Below are 16,641 nucleotides of genomic sequence, written 5' to 3'. Positions count from 1 at the left end.
TTTTTATTTTAAAAATGGTCAAAATGTTTTGATTTGACCAGTTATGCAAAGCTTGACCTATGCTGGTCAAGCAAATCGCATTCTTTAGTCTTATTTGAGTCGAAGAAACGACAAATTATGTTAGAATCTGCGACTTGAATATGAGAAATACCGCGAGTTTCTTAACTCGCCAACCCCAATCTGATGGTGATATACCGAAACTTACCGTTTGCAATGGCATAGTCGTCGGATTGTGAGCTTCGGTATAAATTTCTAATCTTAAAGAGGATAAATCATGCGCATCATTCTTCTAGGTGCTCCAGGTGCAGGTAAAGGCACGCAAGCAAACTTCATCATGGAAAAATACGGTATTCCACAAATCTCTACTGGTGACATGCTACGTGCAGCTATCAAAGCGGGTACAGAACTTGGCAAACAAGCTAAAGCTGTAATCGACGCTGGTCAGCTAGTATCGGATGAAATCATCCTTGGTCTAATCAAAGAGCGTATCGCTCAAGATGACTGTGAGAAAGGTTTCCTACTAGATGGTTTCCCACGCACAATTCCTCAGGCTGATGGCCTAAAAGAGATGGGCGTAAACGTAGACTACGTTATCGAGTTTGATGTAGCGGACAGCGTAATCGTTGAGCGTATGGCTGGTCGTCGTGCTCACCTTCCTTCAGGTCGTACTTACCACGTAGTGTACAACCCACCTAAAGTTGAAGGTAAAGATGACGTAACAGGTGAAGACCTAGTAGTTCGTGATGACGACAAAGAAGAGACAGTACGTGCTCGTCTAGGCGTTTACCATGAGCAAACTGCGCCACTTATCTCTTACTACGGTAAAGAAGCAGAAGCAGGCAACACTAAGTACCTTAAATTCGATGGTACTAAGCAAGTTGCTGAAGTAAGTGCAGACATCGAGAAAGCACTCGCTTAATTCTCTCACTGAGAAAAAATTGCTATAGTAGAAGCGACCTTAGGGTCGCTTTTTCTTTTCTGCTCAAGTAAAAAAGTCATGCCAATACTGAACTAAAATTTTCGGTATTGCGTAAGCAACAGCTTGGCCAACTAAATTGATGGGATGCAATGAACAAAAATAAAAAACAAGGCGTATTGCTGGTCAACCTAGGTACACCCGATGAGCCGACTGCACCAGCAGTTAAGCGCTTTTTAAGCCAATTTCTTCATGACAAACGTGTGGTGGATACAACGCGTTGGCTATGGTGCCCGGTCTTACATGGCATCATTTTACCTATCCGTGCGCCTAAAGTGGCAAAGCTTTATCAATCGGTGTGGATGGACGAGGGTTCGCCATTGATGGTCTATTCACAAAGACAAGCGGCTAAACTTGCCGAGCAGCTTGATATTCCTGTGGCACTTGGTATGACTTATGGCAATCCAAGTGTGCTATCTGGAGTCACTCGCCTGGTGGAACAAGGTGTTGAAGAAGTGATTGTACTGCCGCTTTACCCACAGTATTCAGCCACGACCACCGCCGCAGTGTCAGATGCACTGACACTAGCCTTTAAGCAAATGGCTGAGATCCCAGCGTATCGCTTTATTCGTGATTATCACGATCACCCTTTGTATATTAAAGCACTGGCAGAGAGTGTTCGTCGCTCTTGGCAAGAGAAAGGACAGTCTGAGTATTTGGTTTGTTCGTATCACGGCATTCCGAAGCGTTATGCTGATAATGGGGATGTTTATCCGCAGCACTGTGAGCAAACCACGAAATTACTGCAGCAAGAACTTGGGCTGAATGACGATCAAATTGGCATGACCTACCAATCGCGTTTTGGTCGAGAAGAGTGGCTACAGCCTTATACCGATAAGACGATTGAAACGTTGCCAGGCAAAGGCATTAAGTCGCTCGACATTATGACACCCGCGTTCGCCGCTGACTGTTTAGAGACGCTAGAAGAGATCTCTGGCGAAGTGCAAGAACTGTTCAAAGAACATGGTGGCGAGAGCTTTAACTTTATTCCATGCCTAAATGAGGATCAGCTCCATATAGATATGATGGTTGAGTTAGTTAACCAGCATCGCTAGTAAGCGGCAAGATTACAGAGATAAAAAAGCCTCGCAATTGCGAGGCTTGATTTTATTAGCGGTTGCCTTGGTAGTGGCGGTATTCAAATACCTGACCACGCTCATTGTAGGCGTAGACTGAGTACGAGTCTTTCTCGTTGCCATATTCCATACCTGGTGAGCCCATTGGCATCCCTGGTACTGCAAGACCTTTCGCATTCTTTGGCGGATTGGCTAGGAAGGCTTTGATATCGTCTGCAGGGATATGACCTTCAAATACAAAGCCACCAATTTCTGCGGTGTGGCAAGATGCCAGTTTAAGATCTAAACCTAGCTTCTGTTTTACTGCATTCATATCATCATGCAGCTTCTCTTCTACTGTGAAGCCTGCATCTTGCATATGCTTAGTCCACTCAGTACAGCAACCACAGTAAGGGGATTTGTGGTTGATGACATCTGCAGCCCAAGCGCTTGCTGTTGTACCCATCAGTAGAGCAAAAGTAATAGTTTTAAGAGTCATAGATACCTCTAGGAACGATGCGTCGTTTCAAATAATCGTAGTCGGTTTGCATTGCTCACCACAGTAATTGATGAGAGTGCCATTGCTGCTCCCGCCACTACCGGGCTGAGTAAAAAGCCAAATGCTGGATATAAAACACCGGCAGCAATTGGAATGCCTAGAGAGTTATAAATAAACGCTCCAAACAAATTCTGTTTCATATTTTTCACGGTCGCTTTAGACAGCTCGATAGCTTTTACGACCGCCAGTGGTGACGAGTTCAATAGTGTCATTTGCGCACTCTCGATGGCGACGTCACTGCCGCTGCCCATCGCGATACCAATATCGGCAAGCGCCAAAGCTGGCGCATCATTTACCCCGTCGCCAATCATGGCGACGGTTAATCCCTGCGCTTTGAGCTTTTGAATATGGTTCGCTTTTTCATCAGGAAGGACCTGAGCGATAACCTGTTCAATACCGAGCTGCGTAGCAATCGCGTCGGCAACAGTTTGGTTATCACCCGTTAACATCACAGGCGTGATGCCCATTGATTTGAGTGCTGAAATTGCGGCGGCGGCATCATATTTAATTGGGTCAGCAATAGCAATCACACCTTGCGCAATGTCACCTTTAGTTACAATAACGGTTGTCCAAGCATTGTTTTGGCATTGTTGCAGTTCTGTAGCAAATGGTTTGAGGTCAATACCAATGTTTTGTGCATACGGTAGTGAGATGACAGAGATTTGTTGCCCCTGCCATTCGGCTCGTACGCCACGACCGCGCATATTATCGAAATTATCGACGCTAACTAGCGGTGCACCTTGAAGTTTGGCTTGCTCGACAATCGCTTTTGCCAGTGGGTGCTCGGAGTGTTGCTCTAAGCTGGCTGCTAGGGATAGTAAGCTGTGTTGATCATCATTAATGGCAAAGACCTGCTCGACACTCGGAGCGCCTTGCGTCAGTGTGCCTGTTTTATCAAACACCACACAATCCAGTTTACTCGCCGATTGCAGTACATCTGCATCTCGGATCAAGATACCCATTTCAGCCGCTTTACCCACCCCAACAGTGACAGAGAGTGGCGTTGCTAAGCCTAAAGCACAAGGACAAGCGATGATCAGTACCGTGGTTGCCACGACTAACATGTAACTTGCTTTGGGATCAGGACCGACGGCATACCAAACTAATGCGGCGACAATCGCAATTACCACTACGACCGGGACAAAGACCGCTGAAATTTGGTCGGCAAGTTTGGCGATAGCCGGTTTGCTGCTTTGTGCTTGGCGTACCAAACTGATAATGCGCGCCAACATGGTATCGTGCCCGACGCTGGTGGCTTGAATCACTAAGCTGCCGTCTTGGTTAAGCGTGCCGGCAGAGACTTCGCTATCGACTTGCTTATCAACGGGCATCGGCTCACCAGTGAGCATCGACTCGTCAATGTACGAATGCCCGGTGATAACTAGACCATCAACAGGTACTTTTTCACCCGGTTTAATGCGCAAATGCATCCCTTGTTCAATCAGTTCTACGGCAATCTCTTGGTCGCCACTGTCGGTGACTAATGTTGCTGATTTGGGCTGTAGGTCGATCAGCGCTTGCAATGAGCGAGTGGTGTTGGCTTTGGCTTTCGCCTCAATATAGTGACCCAGCGAGATCAAACCGATGATCATGGCGCTGGCTTCAAAATAAACATGGCGAGATGCAGCTGGAAACCAATCTGGTAGTAGCACGATCAGCATTGAAAACAGCCATGCTGCACCGGTGCCTAATGCCACGAGCGTGTCCATGGTGGCACGACCGTGTTTTAGTGCGAGCCAAGCGTTGGTGAAAAAGCTGCGACCAGCCGTCGCCAGCAGCCATAAGCAAATCACGCCAATTAACCCCCAAACCCATTGATCGCTGCTATTGCGGATCATCATATTACCGCCGAACACACCCCATGCCATCAAAGGTCCGCCCACGGCGAGTCCAATCCAGGCGCTGCGTTTGTGGTGAGCTTGAATTTGCTGTTGTTGCTCTAACTGTTTTTGCTGCTGAGTCTTAGGATCATCAATGATTTGTGCGCTATAGCCAGCGTTCGCCACTGCCTGGATCAGCGCTTGCGAACTAAGCTCGGTGTCAGTGGTAAACACAATCGCACTTTGCTCGGCTAGGTTGACTTGTGCTTTGCTGACACCGTCAACCGCAAGTAAGGTTTTTTCTACCGATGATACGCAACTGGCACAAGTCATACCGCTGATGAGTAAATTGATGCTGCTCACGGTAGTTGCAGTGGCATCGTTGTTCGCTAGGCTATGATTGTCTTGTGCTATTTCAGGCTTAGCGGATTGTTCAAACTCTCTATTTAGGGGCTCAATTGAGGCTTGATAGCCAACTTCAGCAACCAACTCGATGATGCGTTGATCAGAGAGTAAGGTGTAAAGTGAAAGCTCGGTTTTGCTCACCGATAGATTGCTTATCGCATCGTTGTTGGCAAGGTGGTCGGTGAGTTTCTTGACGCACTTACCACAGTTGAGCCCGCTAAGGGCAAACTGTTTATGTACACCTGCGTGATAACCTAATGATTCTATTTGTTCAGCAATGGCATGAAATGAAGCCTCTGATTTTAGACTGATTGAGGTCGGCGAAAGATCCAATATCGTCACGTCAAGATGGTCATTGAGCTGTTTTTCCACTTTGCGTGCACAGCCCATACAGTTTAAACCCTGTAGTGGTATATCGAATGTGTTCATCGCCAATCCTCAATAATTACTGTGATTGAGGATAAACCTTCCCTCAAGGGCAAGGTCAAGGCTTTGTGGCAGGATTTTATGGCTTCACTTCTTGTTGAGGAGTGTCTTGAGTAAAAAACATGGTGACACCCTAGCACGCAGGCGCACTTGCGTATAAAATAACGCCCAATTTTGGCACTGAAATTCTCTAGTGCAGTCATTTAGACAATCAAGGTATTTTACATGACGGTTAAAACTCGTTTTGCACCAAGCCCAACAGGCTACCTTCACGTAGGTGGTGCTCGTACAGCACTATATTCTTGGCTATATGCTAAACACAACAAAGGTGAATTCGTTCTACGTATCGAAGACACGGATCTTGAGCGTAACTCTCAAGAAGCGGTTGATGCGATCATGGAAGGTATGGAATGGCTAGGTCTTGAGTGGAACGAAGGTCCTTACTTCCAAACTCAACGTTTTGACCGTTACAACGAAATGGTTGATGTGCTACTGGCACAAGACAAAGCTTACAAATGTTACGCATCTAAAGAGCTGCTAGACGAAGTTCGCGCAGAGCAAGAAGCGAACAAAGAGATGGCGCGTTACGATGCGAATCATCCAAAGATCAAAGCAGCGAACGAAGCGGCAAAAGATGGCGATCCATGCGTTATCCGTTTCCGTAACCCGAAAGAAGGCAGCGTTGTATTCGAAGACCAAATCCGTGGTCGTATCGAAATCAGCAACACGCAAATGGATGATCTTATCATCCGTCGTACTGATGGCGCGCCAACATACAACTTCTGTGTAGTAGTTGATGACTGGGATATGGGTATCACGCACGTAATCCGTGGTGAAGACCATATCAACAACACGCCTCGTCAAATCAACATTTACGAAGCGCTAGGTGCACCAGTACCAACATTCGCTCACTGTGCAATGATCCTTGGCGATGACGGTGCAAAACTGTCTAAACGTCACGGCGCGGTATCTGTAATGCAATACCGTGATATGGGTTACCTACCAGAAGCACTAAATAACTACCTAGTGCGTCTAGGTTGGTCTCATGGCGACCAAGAAATCTTCTCTCAAGAAGAGATGATTGAGTTCTTCAGCCTAAATGCAATCTCTAAATCAGCGTCTGCATTTAACACTGATAAGCTACTTTGGTTGAACAACCATTACATCAAGACCTCTGAGCCTGAGTATGTAGCGAAACACCTACAATGGCACCTTGATCAACAAGGTATCAACAAAGACAACGGTCCAGCAATTACTGAAGTGATCAAGCTAGTAGGCGAGCGTTGTAACACGCTAGTAGAGCTTGCTGAGCAAATCCGTTACTTCTACGAAGATTTCTCTGAGTTTGAAGCTGGCGCAGCGAAGAAGCACCTACGCGGCGTGGCTAAAGAGCCACTAGAAGCGGCACTGGCAAAAGTAGAAGCAATCACAGAATGGACGACTGAAAACCTTCACCAAATGATCGCAGACGTGTGTGCAGATCTAGACATCGGTATGGGTAAAATCGGCATGCCACTACGTGTAGCAGTGACTGGCGGTGGTCAATCTCCATCAGTTGATGCTGTAATGCAGCTTGTTGGTCAAGAGCGTTGTGTTGCTCGCATCAAGATGGCACTAGAGTTTATCGCTGAGCGTGAAGCAAACGCGTAATTCATTCTAACTCGCGAATTTAGTGACAGAGACCGCAGCTATTGAGCTGCGGTTTTTTTTGCGCTGCGTATTTTTGGCATTTCGTAACTTATTGTTCTACGTTTAACCTTGTTGATTGCAAATAGTTGCAAAGAAATGCGATCACATATTCGTTATAACCGTGGGGTAATGTTATTTTTCACTTATGAAACAGAAATTTGTTTTTGTTTCAGCGATAATAAGACTGTGATCATCCTAGCATTTTTCTCGTTCTGAAATTCGGAGCAAACCGTTTAGGTGTCATTTTCGACGCGTTTGGTACGGGAGTAATGGCAGAGATGATGGATAACAAACTATAAGACAGTGGATGAAGGATTTAAACATGAAAAAACTAGCAGTGGTAATTTCAGCAACGCTTGCGATGACAGCAGGTGCAGCAAACGCAGCGCCATACCTTGGTGCAAAAGCCGGTTACTCATGGCTCAACGATGAGTGCGTAGCAGGTCAAGCGTGTAGTGATGACGATTCTGCATCAGGCGGTATCTTCGGTGGTTACGAATTTAATGACTTCCTAGCACTAGAAGCGGGTTGGGACTACCTAGGTAAATTTACTGCAGCGGGTCTGAATGATGACAGCGTGGATGCATTTACTCTGGCACCAAAACTCACGTTTGGTTTGACTGACGCAGTAGATGTGTACGGTAAGTTTGGTGGTGCATACGTTAACTACGGCGACGAGAGTGACGAGTCTTTCCTTGGCGCACTAGGTGTTGAATTTGATGTGATGGAAAACGGTAAAGTACGCGTTGAATATCAAGCTCTGACTGATATTAACAATGACATTACTCGTGCTTTTGCCAACACAGCATCGATTGGTTTTGCTTACAGCTTTGGCGGTAACGATGAAGCTCAGCCTGAGCCAGTTGTTGAAGAAGAAGTGATGGTTGAAGAAGTGGTTGAAACCGTTGTCATGACCAAAACTTTTGATGCAACCCTACTAGATACCGAAACCTTTGCGCTGAATAGCAGCAAGCTTAAGCCAGGCAGCGAGTCTAAACTGGACGAGCTAGTACAACTACTAAACCAGTATCCACAAGCTCAAGTTGAGATCGTTGGTTACACTGACTCTTCAGGTGCCGCTGAGTACAACCAAAAACTGTCTGAAAAACGTGCCCAGTCTGTTGCGGCAGTACTGGCTGACCGTGGCATTGATTCAAATCGTATGACAGTAAGCGGTGAAGGTGAGAATAACCCAATCGCAAGTAACGAAACGAGCGAAGGTCGTTCGCAAAACCGTCGCGTAGAGATCTCTGTTCCTGAGTTTGAGTACACAGTAGAGCAGTAATTGATATCGCAGAGTCATTAAACTCGATATAGCGACAAAGCCTTGGTTTACCAAGGCTTTGTTATTTGTAGTGCATCATAATGGCTACGTTATCTGAGAGGTATTATTTCAGGTCAATACTGCTTAATCTGCCCATAAACTCGAGGATTTCGAGATTATCTTTATTCGCCTCAAGCAGTGCTTTTTTGGTCTTGCTATAGGCAGCTAACCGTCCGTGCTTGTTGATTGAGCAAACTACGCTTTTATAGATTAACTTGCCATTTTCATCATAATTTCGCCAAGCCGCGATATAGCATTCATCTTTAGCGTCTGGGTTGTCCTTAGTCGGGCGGGGCTTATAGATGATTTTCGGTTCCAATGAGTGGGGCAGGCGGGTCATTAGGTAGGGATCTTTAAGCAAGCGGCGCCAAAATTTTCCCCACATCTCACTGCCAAGCTCATTGCGGAGCTTGATGGCTTTTTGCAGACCTTTCTTCTCCCCCAATTTGATAAAACCGACAGAACGATGCAGCACGGTATCTTCCGGGGTGTGAATATGAATTTTGTAGGCAGTCTTAGCTTTGGAAATAAACCGGTGTCCGGTGTTTGTTGTTAAATTGCTCTTTGGCATAGTTCTTATTTGATATATTTGTTATTAGTTAAAGAGTAAGCAATTGTTACCAGATTTGAAAGTGCAGTGTCTCAATAAACATAGTTCATCGGGAAAATTCTTGCCCAAGAATCTGCCTGACTCACATTTTATCTTGTCGATAGAATTATCTTCATTACTCAGATTAATAGTGAAGTCCCTCGTAATTTAGCCTCTGAATAACCATAACTTCAAGTATAGAATTCGCGCAATCAGTCGTTGGTTATCACCAAATAATTCACGCTTAACTTGTGATGGAATTTATTCAAGGAAGAAACGCTGTTTATTTGTGGCAGTAGCGTGGCGAGAAATGATAAACAGGATTTATAAGCATTGCTGAGCGCTAAGGCAAAATAGTCAGTAGGTTGCTTATAGGTAGGTAAGCCTCCCCATTGGAGAGGCTACTGTTCAATGATAGAGCGTCGTGACGTTGTGTTTACTTAATGGATGATCTTATGCATCACATCGCCAATTTGAATGCTGTTGGCTAGCTCTGGCTGATCCACGGTCAGCTCCGCTTCACTTTCATAGACGCGAGAGACTGTCAGCGTGATATCGGTTTCGCTCACCTTATTGCGTGGCAAGCCGCGCTGATCAATAAATGAGCCGGTATGCCAAAGCTGTAGTTTATCGCCTTCGTGTACACCATGAAGACGACCAAGATTCATGGTTATGGTGTTACCCCATTTAGCGATAATCTCTGGCAGCGTGATCTTACAGGAGACTTCGGATTCTAAATCGAGCATCACGTTACGACTCACGCGCAACATCATCTCACCATAGGTAGAAGCCCAAAAGCGAGCACTGCGGGTATCCACTTGGCTGGTTTTTGGGAAAGGCCAGCGGGCAACTTCGCGGTAGTTACGAGTGTACACTTCGCTTCCTGTCTTACCGTCAAACACCGTGAGTTCCATGGCAAACTGACGGTTGATTACATCTGCTTTCAGCAAGTTTTGCTCAATCGTCGCGGTTAAGTCGGTAATATTGCCACCGATAATGTATTGCGCACCGGTATCTTCGGCAATCATCTTAAGACGCTCAGGATAACGCTTGCTGATTTCATAGTCTGTGGTGCCGACAGAGACAAAGCTGGTGGACTCTTGATCTAACTGTCGGTTGATTACTTGGGCAAAGTCGTCGCCGAGGCTATAAATTTGTCCCATTACCGCTTGCTGAGGTGAATCGAGGTCAATGTTGCCGACCAGAAACGTCTTTTTATATTGATCAACGTGGCAACCTGTTGCCGATGGATAAATATCAATGCGTGCTTTAACGAACATGACATCGTTATAGATCTTTTGTTGTTCAACGAGGATGTAGCGAACTTCATGGTTGGTAAACTGATACTCCTTACGACCATCTTCCAGTAGCGGACGTAAATTAGCGATACTGCCAATATCTGCGCCAGAGAAGTTCACCGCTTTATAAATAGCGTCTTCTAGCGCATGAATACGTGCCGCATCTTCAGAGGCAACAACGGTTGCCATACCAGTCACTTCATACCAAGCAGCGTGTGAGAGCGTAGAAGCTAGGCTCAGCACTAGGCTTAAAGAGAGACTGAAGATCGATTTTTTCATAGTGTATTACCAACTCGGTACAGTTTTTGCTTTGAGAATCATAGCGGATTTTGGCATTGATTTTCTAATAGATTGCACAGTTAGAAAAGCAAGGAGCGTTCCACTTTTGAAAGAGAGATAGAAATGGAATGCCAGTGCCTAAATGTATCGGAGATTAGAGAATGAAAAAATGGTTTGCGTTAGTGCCTGCGCTGTTTCTCACAGCGTGTGCCTACTCCCCAATTTATAATGGTAAAGAACCGTATCCTGGCAGTCAGTTTATGCTAATGGATAGCCCACGCCACACGTTGGACTTTTTTGTTGAGAGTATGACCGAGGATTTGGTGTTATCGAATACGAGCGTCTCAGCTCGCACTCCAATCGCCGTGACCTCATTTGTTGATCTACAGAATATGGATGCGACAAACTGGTTGGGGAATACGGTATCGGAAGGGTTTATTCATCAATTTCAGCGTCGCGGCTTTAAAGTGGTGGACTATAAAACCACAGGTAGTATTCAAGTGACGCAACAAGGTGACTTTGCCTTTAGTCGCGACTGGAAAGATTTGGCAAAAGAGCAAGATATTCAGTATGTGTTAACAGGCACAATGTTGCGTCAAGAAGGTGGTGTATTGGTGAATGCACGAGTCGTGGGTATGCAGTCACGCATCGTGGTAGCAACCGCGCAAGGTTTCTTGCCTGCTGATCGTATCGGTCGAGACTTAGATACGCTCAATAGTATCCGTACACAAGATGGTGTTTTGATTCGCTCTGACCCAACCATTCGTCAACCATATACTGTTATTCTTCGTCCCTAGGAGTTGAGATGAAAAAGTTACTGTTATTAATTGTCTCAATTGCAATGGTTGGCTGTCAGCCCTTAAGCCAAATGCGCCCAGATGATTGGTTGTCTGCGGTGGGTTATGCCAGCATCAGTGAACAGAAAGGTCGCGATGTTGAAGAAAAGCAAGTACGTGCGATGCGCGCTTCGAAAATTGATGCATACCGTGAACTGGCAGAACAAGTGTACGGGATGCGAGTGAGTGGGCGTGCTGATCTTAAAGATCAACGTTTAGGCACGGAATTGACATCTGGCGCAGTAGACGGCGTGATCCGCGGCGCAGAGGTGGTACGCAGTTACAAAGTTGGCGACACTTATGTGACTGAATTACGCCTGGATATTCAGAAAATGAATAAACTGCGTGACTATGGTGAAGTACAACAAGTGCCAGAAAAGCGACAACAGACCCTGTTTTAATTATTCTTTCTGATCTCTAGATACAAAAAAGCGGCAATTGTGATTGCCGCTTTTCTTTAGAATATTTTTAGGCTTTAAGATTGGTGCCAAGGGTAGACACATTATTAGTATGACCTTTGGCAGTGTAGGTCATGCCTGATTTCCCTTGGGTTTGTTTCATTAAGTTATTCAACTTATTGAAACTCAATTGCGCTCTTTGCAGTGCTTGACCATTCACGTCATTGACTTGCTGACAATGGGTGATAATAGTGCGGATTTGCTCAACCATAGGATGCAGTTCAGGGTCGGTCTTTAGGCTTTCTACGTCCGGGTGACGAGCGATCCTTTCATCCGTAGTTTGCAATTGCGCGACTAAAGTATTTTTCTGCAAAGCGACAGTTTCAATATCTTTAGAAATTCGTTGCGCGATAGCAACTTGTTCTTTCTGCAAAATATCAGAAAGCTCATTGGCATTTTTTAGCTGAAACTCAACTAAGCCTTTTAACGCTGCCATTCAACCTCTCAGTTAAAATCCACCCAGTTCCTTTTCGAACTTAAGCATATTATCTGCCAGTCTTTCCGCATCAACGGTATAAGAGCCGTTGCTGATCGCCTCTTTGATTGCCGCCACTTTGGCTTGATCAAAGCTTGGCTGACTGACCATTTGTTTATGCATCGCGTCGACCGCTTTGCCTTCAGAACTCAGAGAGACCGCATCTTGCTGTACATGGTTTGTTTTACCAGTACTCACCGGAGATGACGAATTATCGTAACTGCGTGATGCGCTGCGGGTACTCGTTGTGAGCGTTTGCCCTGCGCGTATGTTGTCTATACCTGCCATGTAGAAAGCCTTTTAACTTGAATAAATATTCCTGTACTGACCATATCGGCAGAAATAAAAGGATCTTTAATATTATTTACCAATAGATCGTAATCGACTTGAAATGCCTATCTCAAGCTTAGAAAATCACGGAAACTTCCGATATCCCGGTTACTTTTCCATCAATTATACGATTGGATTTACTATTTTTCACTTTTATCTGTTCGCCATGGGACCCATCTGAAAGTGCGACCCCCTTGGTGGTGATAGTCATTCCTGACTTTTGTGCTTTGATTGTGACAACATCATTGCGGCACACAATACAGATGTCACGTTGTTCAATAATTTCACCCGCTCTGAGGTTTTTCTTTACTTTTGCCCCAATAACGGAATTTATCGAGGAAAATCCTTGCCGCCTTAAGCGCTGCAAGTCTACCATACTGATGCTTACATCTTGAGCGGAGATAATTTCTCCGCGCGAGAGTGGCGTCGTTATTGAGACCTGTGGTCCAGTTCGGGTTAATCTAACCGGTACATAAATACGCCAGTCGTCTTGGTGACATTCAACTAACACGGTAATATTACTGGCGTTGGTGTTGGTTGATCTTGAAGAGGCGCTTAGGGGAACTGGACAATCAGTAGCGAAGATGCGGCTATCGATATTCGCGGATTCAGCTTGCAATGTTCCGTCAATCGGCTGTTCAACATTGTCGAGGATAAATTGCTCAGCTGCGGTTTGGATCGCCACTATTTGTTCTTGGGTTGCAGACGACGCTGAAAAACTAAAGAATAACGCTGATAAGCCGATAACAACTAACATGCTATCGTTGCACAAATTTTTTACGGTTGTGGGAATTGTAGAAATGTATGATTTAACGTGTATCATGCGGTTTCTCAGGTTTCATAGCCTTTACTAGATTACCACTTTTTCACTTGAAAGTTTGAAATGGAGATGAGCTTATGACGGGTATTCTTGATTCTGTGAATCAGCGTACACAACTCGTCGGTCAAAACCGATTGGAACTACTGACGTTTCGCCTAATGGGACGTCAACGTTATGGTATTAACGTGTTCAAGGTTAAGGAAGTTCTTCAATGCCCTAAGCTTACTTCGATGCCAAACCTTCATCCGCTCGTTAAAGGGGTGGCTCATATTCGTGGCCATACCGTGTCAGTTATCGATCTAAGTTTAGCGATCGGTGGGCGACCAACGACAGATGTTGATAAAGCTTTTGTCGTCATTGCAGAATTTAACCGCACAATCCAAGCCTTTTTGGTGACTTCGGTTGAACGTATCATCAATATGCATTGGGAAGCGATCCTGCCACCGCCACAAGGCTCAGGTAAAGCACATTACTTAACAGCAGTAACTAACATTGATAATGAGTTAGTTGAGATTCTCGACGTAGAGAAAATTCTTGCTGAGATCGCACCAGTTGATGAGACCATGGATAGTAATATTGGTCAGGAAATCGAAAAAGCACAGGCCGAAAAGCCAGTCGTACGTCGTATCTTGATTGCAGACGATTCAACGGTCGCGCGTAAACAAGTTGAACGAGCAATTAGTTCAATTGGTTTTGAAGTCGTGTCGGTTAAAGATGGCAAAGAAGCGTATGAGAAGCTACTTGAAATGTCATCTCAAGGTAGCATCTATGAGCAAATCGCTTTGGTCATTTCAGATATTGAAATGCCAGAGATGGATGGTTACACCTTGACTGCTGAGATTCGTCGTCATGCAGAGCTGAAAGATTTGTACGTTATTCTTCACTCTTCTCTGAGTGGAGTGTTCAACCAAGCAATGGTTGAACGTGTAGGAGCCAACTCATTTATCGCTAAGTTTAACCCGGACGAACTTGGCAACGCGGTGAAGACTGCACTAATCAAATAAAGAGAACTTAATGACAGCGATAACTATAAGCGATCAAGAGTATCGTGATTTTAGCCGGTTTTTAGAATCGCAGTGCGGTATTGTGCTGGGAGATAGTAAGCAGTATTTAGTAAGAAGTCGTTTAAGCCCGTTGGTAGTGAAGTTTAAGTTAGCATCACTGTCCGATCTTCTACGAGATGTTATCTCAGGTCGTAATCGTGAATTACGTGTGGCGGCGGTAGACGCAATGACTACTAACGAAACGTTATGGTTCCGAGATAGTTACCCGTTTACGGTTTTAGCCGATAAGATTCTGCCAGAGTTGGCGGCAAATAAACGCCCAATAAAGATTTGGTCAGCGGCGAGTTCTTCAGGTCAAGAACCATACTCAATGGCGATGACCGTGCTTGAAACTCAGCAGCGTAAGCCAGGTATGCTACCAAACGTATCGATCACGGCGACGGATATTTCTTCAAGTATGCTTGATATGTGTCGAGCGGGTGTTTACGACAGCTTAGCATTAGGTCGTGGTCTTTCACCGGAAAGGCGCCGTGCTTTCTTTGAAGATGCTGGCGATGGTCGTATGAAGATCAAAGACTCGGCAAAACGCTTAGTTAACTTCCGCCCACAAAACTTGATGGACAGTTATGCGCTATTGGGTAAGTTTGATGTGATTTTTTGTCGTAATGTCCTGATTTACTTTTCTCCTGAAATGAAATCAAAGGTACTGAATCAAATGGCAAACAGCTTAAACCCAGGAGGCTACCTGCTTTTAGGCGCATCGGAATCCTTAACCGGACTCACTGACCGTTTTGAAATGGTACGTTGTAATCCAGGCATTATTTACAAGCTCAAGTAAAGCCATCATCTGTCTCGTCCTAAAATACCTTGACAGTTTTATACTAAGCCAACTGCGTTAGCAGTTGGCTTTTTTCATGAACCTCATTTGGGGTTTTCATCCCGAGACTAAGATGCGGTCTCATATTGTTATAGATACTAATAGACTCTTTTACTAGTTGGTTGAGCTCTTTGATGTCTTGACACCTATCGAGTAGGAACTCTTGTTTTAGTATCCCGTTGACTCTCTCTGCTAACGCATTCTGGTAGCAGTCATACCCATCAGTCATGGATGGCTTTATGTGCCCACTTTTCAACTGCTCTTGATAAACTGTTGAGCAGTATTGAAGACCGCGGTCTGAGTGATGAATGCAAGAGCATCGATATTGACGTGCTTTTATCGCCTTGCGCAGAGCTTTTACAACATCTGTTGCTTTCATCTCATTACTCAACTCATACCCCATGATTTTTCGACTAAATGCGTCTGTCACAAGAGATAAATAGTGAACACCTTTATCCGATTGGACGTAGGTGATATCGCTGACCAATACTTCTTCGGGATGACTCGGCTTAAGCTCCTTCAGTAAGTTAGGGTGCTTTTGCATCCAGTGTCGGCTATTGGTTGTCTTTGTAAAACTGCGTTTTGGTCGAACAAGGAGTCTCTCATTACGTAAGTAGTCAAAGAGCGCATCCCGACCTAGTTTAATGCCTGCTTTTTCTAGCTTTGGCTTGAGTAAGAAATACAGTTTTCTTGTTCCAACTCGAGGCATATAACGTCGGAGCTCTAAAACCATTTGCTTTACGGGATCGAGCTTAATTTGACGGGCAGCTGCTCGCTTTTCTCTTTGGTAAACACTTTGTCTCGATATGCCACATAGGCGGCAAATTCTAGCTAAGCTGATCCCTTTCTGTTTTTGAAGGCTTCTCGCTCCTTGGCGAGATACTTTTTTCTTAGGCTTGTCCCATGCTCAGCGTCAAGAATATCAACCACTTCATTCAAGAACAGATTTCTTATTCGCTCATCTTCGAGTTCTTTTTCAAGACGTTTAATTTTTTGAGCGGGAGACTCACTAGGTTTGGTAGTCTCATGCATAGCGTTCTTCCTTGGGTTTTGCGTCCAATCCATTTTCCCGTGCTTCCTCAGCCAGGTTAAAACAGTTGAGCGACCTTGGATACCATAAATGGCTTGTGCTTGCTTGTAGGTCATTTCGCCTTTTTCTACAGCATCAACAACCTGCAATTTAAAGCCTAGTGTGTAATCACGCTGAGTGCGCTTAATGTAGAGTTTATTTGACGTGGTCATAATTCGTCCTCAATGTGTAAACACATTTCAGGACGGGACAATCGAATGAATCAAGCCCAGACATGTTTGTCTGGGCTTTTTTGTAATCGGCGGCGTTTCGGCATAAGCTAGGGATGACATTCCAAAATATCTAAGCTATTCAAACTAAAGTTGGCGTGGTTATTGCTGTTCTGATGACT

General features: G+C 45.0%; 16 protein-coding genes. 8 read left to right on the top strand and 8 right to left on the bottom strand.

The window, feature by feature from the left end; all coding sequences use genetic code 11:
* Nucleotides 1-274 precede the first annotated feature (274 nt).
* Both adk and hemH read left to right on the top strand, forming a co-directional pair.
* Nucleotides 275-919, top strand: coding sequence for an adenylate kinase (gene adk, locus GZN30_RS09245; protein ID WP_075651570.1), 645 nt, complete (start codon nt 275-277; stop codon nt 917-919).
* Between the two features lie 149 nt (nt 920-1,068).
* On the top strand, nt 1,069-2,031 hold the full coding sequence (gene hemH / locus GZN30_RS09240) for a ferrochelatase (RefSeq protein ID WP_075651568.1): 963 nt from the start codon (nt 1,069-1,071) through the stop codon (nt 2,029-2,031).
* A gap of 55 nt (nt 2,032-2,086) precedes the next feature.
* Here hemH and GZN30_RS09235 read toward each other — a convergent pair whose 3' ends face one another.
* Nucleotides 2,087-2,530 carry a DUF411 domain-containing protein gene (locus tag GZN30_RS09235; RefSeq protein ID WP_075651566.1) on the bottom strand — a complete coding sequence of 148 codons (444 nt, stop codon included), beginning with the start codon at nt 2,528-2,530 and terminating at the stop codon, nt 2,087-2,089.
* Between the two features lie 8 nt (nt 2,531-2,538).
* Nucleotides 2,539-5,244: a heavy metal translocating P-type ATPase gene (locus tag GZN30_RS09230; protein WP_075651564.1), complete on the bottom strand. Its 2,706-nt coding sequence runs from the start codon at nt 5,242-5,244 to the stop codon at nt 2,539-2,541.
* A 222-nt stretch (nt 5,245-5,466) separates the two neighbouring features.
* Here GZN30_RS09230 and gltX point away from each other — a divergent pair, with 222 nt between their 5' ends.
* Both gltX and GZN30_RS09220 read left to right on the top strand, forming a co-directional pair.
* Nucleotides 5,467-6,891: a glutamate--tRNA ligase gene (gltX, locus tag GZN30_RS09225; RefSeq protein ID WP_075651562.1), complete on the top strand. Its 1,425-nt coding sequence runs from the start codon at nt 5,467-5,469 to the stop codon at nt 6,889-6,891.
* A gap of 361 nt (nt 6,892-7,252) precedes the next feature.
* Nucleotides 7,253-8,215 carry an OmpA family protein gene (locus GZN30_RS09220; RefSeq protein ID WP_075651560.1) on the top strand — a complete coding sequence of 321 codons (963 nt, stop codon included), beginning with the start codon at nt 7,253-7,255 and terminating at the stop codon, nt 8,213-8,215.
* A 103-nt stretch (nt 8,216-8,318) separates the two neighbouring features.
* Here the strand turns inward: GZN30_RS09220 and GZN30_RS09215 are convergent, their stop codons facing one another.
* On the bottom strand, nt 8,319-8,825 hold the full coding sequence (locus GZN30_RS09215; protein ID WP_075651558.1) for a Fe3+-citrate ABC transporter substrate-binding protein: 507 nt from the start codon (nt 8,823-8,825) through the stop codon (nt 8,319-8,321).
* A gap of 458 nt (nt 8,826-9,283) precedes the next feature.
* Entirely contained in the window at nt 9,284-10,420 is a 1,137-nt protein-coding gene (locus GZN30_RS09210; protein WP_075651556.1) for a flagellar assembly protein FlgT, read from the bottom strand.
* Nucleotides 10,421-10,581: 161 nt separating this feature from the next.
* Here GZN30_RS09210 and GZN30_RS09205 point away from each other — a divergent pair, with 161 nt between their 5' ends.
* Nucleotides 10,582-11,217: a FlgO family outer membrane protein gene (locus tag GZN30_RS09205; RefSeq protein WP_075651554.1), complete on the top strand. Its 636-nt coding sequence runs from the start codon at nt 10,582-10,584 to the stop codon at nt 11,215-11,217.
* 8 nt (nt 11,218-11,225) lie between these two features.
* On the top strand, nt 11,226-11,657 hold the full coding sequence (gene flgP / locus GZN30_RS09200; protein ID WP_075651552.1) for a flagellar assembly lipoprotein FlgP: 432 nt from the start codon (nt 11,226-11,228) through the stop codon (nt 11,655-11,657).
* Between the two features lie 67 nt (nt 11,658-11,724).
* Here the strand turns inward: flgP and GZN30_RS09195 are convergent, their stop codons facing one another.
* From GZN30_RS09195 to flgA, 3 genes are all read right to left on the bottom strand, one after another.
* Nucleotides 11,725-12,150: a flagella synthesis protein FlgN gene (locus GZN30_RS09195; protein ID WP_075651550.1), complete on the bottom strand. Its 426-nt coding sequence runs from the start codon at nt 12,148-12,150 to the stop codon at nt 11,725-11,727.
* Nucleotides 12,151-12,162: 12 nt separating this feature from the next.
* The gene (gene flgM, locus GZN30_RS09190; protein ID WP_075651548.1) at nt 12,163-12,477 is read right to left on the bottom strand and encodes a flagellar biosynthesis anti-sigma factor FlgM; all 315 of its coding nucleotides are present in this window, start codon (nt 12,475-12,477) and stop codon (nt 12,163-12,165) included.
* A gap of 118 nt (nt 12,478-12,595) precedes the next feature.
* The gene (gene flgA, locus GZN30_RS09185) at nt 12,596-13,342 is read right to left on the bottom strand and encodes a flagellar basal body P-ring formation chaperone FlgA (RefSeq protein ID WP_075651546.1); all 747 of its coding nucleotides are present in this window, start codon (nt 13,340-13,342) and stop codon (nt 12,596-12,598) included.
* Between the two features lie 74 nt (nt 13,343-13,416).
* On the opposite strand from flgA, the gene GZN30_RS09180 reads away from it, so the two are divergent.
* Together GZN30_RS09180 and GZN30_RS09175 are read left to right on the top strand one after the other, a co-directional pair.
* Nucleotides 13,417-14,343 carry a chemotaxis protein CheV gene (locus GZN30_RS09180; protein ID WP_075651544.1) on the top strand — a complete coding sequence of 309 codons (927 nt, stop codon included), beginning with the start codon at nt 13,417-13,419 and terminating at the stop codon, nt 14,341-14,343.
* Between the two features lie 10 nt (nt 14,344-14,353).
* Nucleotides 14,354-15,181: a protein-glutamate O-methyltransferase gene (locus GZN30_RS09175; RefSeq protein ID WP_075651542.1), complete on the top strand. Its 828-nt coding sequence runs from the start codon at nt 14,354-14,356 to the stop codon at nt 15,179-15,181.
* Between the two features lie 43 nt (nt 15,182-15,224).
* Here the strand turns inward: GZN30_RS09175 and GZN30_RS09170 are convergent.
* Nucleotides 15,225-16,462, bottom strand: a protein-coding gene (locus GZN30_RS09170) for an IS3 family transposase (protein WP_408646766.1) whose coding sequence is annotated in 2 segments (ribosomal slippage) — nt 15,225-16,088 and nt 16,091-16,462 — 1,236 coding nt in all. Because the reading frame shifts where the segments join, the coding sequence is not laid out codon by codon here.
* Nucleotides 16,463-16,641: the final 179 nt, after the last annotated feature.

The sequence above is a fragment of the Vibrio ponticus genome (genome assembly GCF_009938225.1).
Lineage (GTDB): Bacteria > Pseudomonadota > Gammaproteobacteria > Enterobacterales > Vibrionaceae > Vibrio > Vibrio ponticus.
The sequence above is the reverse complement of the archived record's forward strand: the minus strand, read 5'-3'. Positions and strand labels throughout refer to the sequence as shown.

What these genes read in the sequence shown, in the direction of transcription:
- adk (WP_075651570.1), top strand. Translation starts at nt 275, where the DNA reads ATGCGCATCATTCTTCTAGGTGCTCCAGGTGCAGGTAAAGGCACGCAA.
- hemH (WP_075651568.1), top strand. Translation starts at nt 1,069, where the DNA reads ATGAACAAAAATAAAAAACAAGGCGTATTGCTGGTCAACCTAGGTACA.
- GZN30_RS09235 (WP_075651566.1), bottom strand. Translation starts at nt 2,530, where the DNA reads ATGACTCTTAAAACTATTACTTTTGCTCTACTGATGGGTACAACAGCA.
- GZN30_RS09230 (WP_075651564.1), bottom strand. Translation starts at nt 5,244, where the DNA reads ATGAACACATTCGATATACCACTACAGGGTTTAAACTGTATGGGCTGT.
- gltX (WP_075651562.1), top strand. Translation starts at nt 5,467, where the DNA reads ATGACGGTTAAAACTCGTTTTGCACCAAGCCCAACAGGCTACCTTCAC.
- GZN30_RS09220 (WP_075651560.1), top strand. Translation starts at nt 7,253, where the DNA reads ATGAAAAAACTAGCAGTGGTAATTTCAGCAACGCTTGCGATGACAGCA.
- GZN30_RS09215 (WP_075651558.1), bottom strand. Translation starts at nt 8,825, where the DNA reads ATGCCAAAGAGCAATTTAACAACAAACACCGGACACCGGTTTATTTCC.
- GZN30_RS09210 (WP_075651556.1), bottom strand. Translation starts at nt 10,420, where the DNA reads ATGAAAAAATCGATCTTCAGTCTCTCTTTAAGCCTAGTGCTGAGCCTA.
- GZN30_RS09205 (WP_075651554.1), top strand. Translation starts at nt 10,582, where the DNA reads ATGAAAAAATGGTTTGCGTTAGTGCCTGCGCTGTTTCTCACAGCGTGT.
- flgP (WP_075651552.1), top strand. Translation starts at nt 11,226, where the DNA reads ATGAAAAAGTTACTGTTATTAATTGTCTCAATTGCAATGGTTGGCTGT.
- GZN30_RS09195 (WP_075651550.1), bottom strand. Translation starts at nt 12,150, where the DNA reads ATGGCAGCGTTAAAAGGCTTAGTTGAGTTTCAGCTAAAAAATGCCAAT.
- flgM (WP_075651548.1), bottom strand. Translation starts at nt 12,477, where the DNA reads ATGGCAGGTATAGACAACATACGCGCAGGGCAAACGCTCACAACGAGT.
- flgA (WP_075651546.1), bottom strand. Translation starts at nt 13,342, where the DNA reads ATGATACACGTTAAATCATACATTTCTACAATTCCCACAACCGTAAAA.
- GZN30_RS09180 (WP_075651544.1), top strand. Translation starts at nt 13,417, where the DNA reads ATGACGGGTATTCTTGATTCTGTGAATCAGCGTACACAACTCGTCGGT.
- GZN30_RS09175 (WP_075651542.1), top strand. Translation starts at nt 14,354, where the DNA reads ATGACAGCGATAACTATAAGCGATCAAGAGTATCGTGATTTTAGCCGG.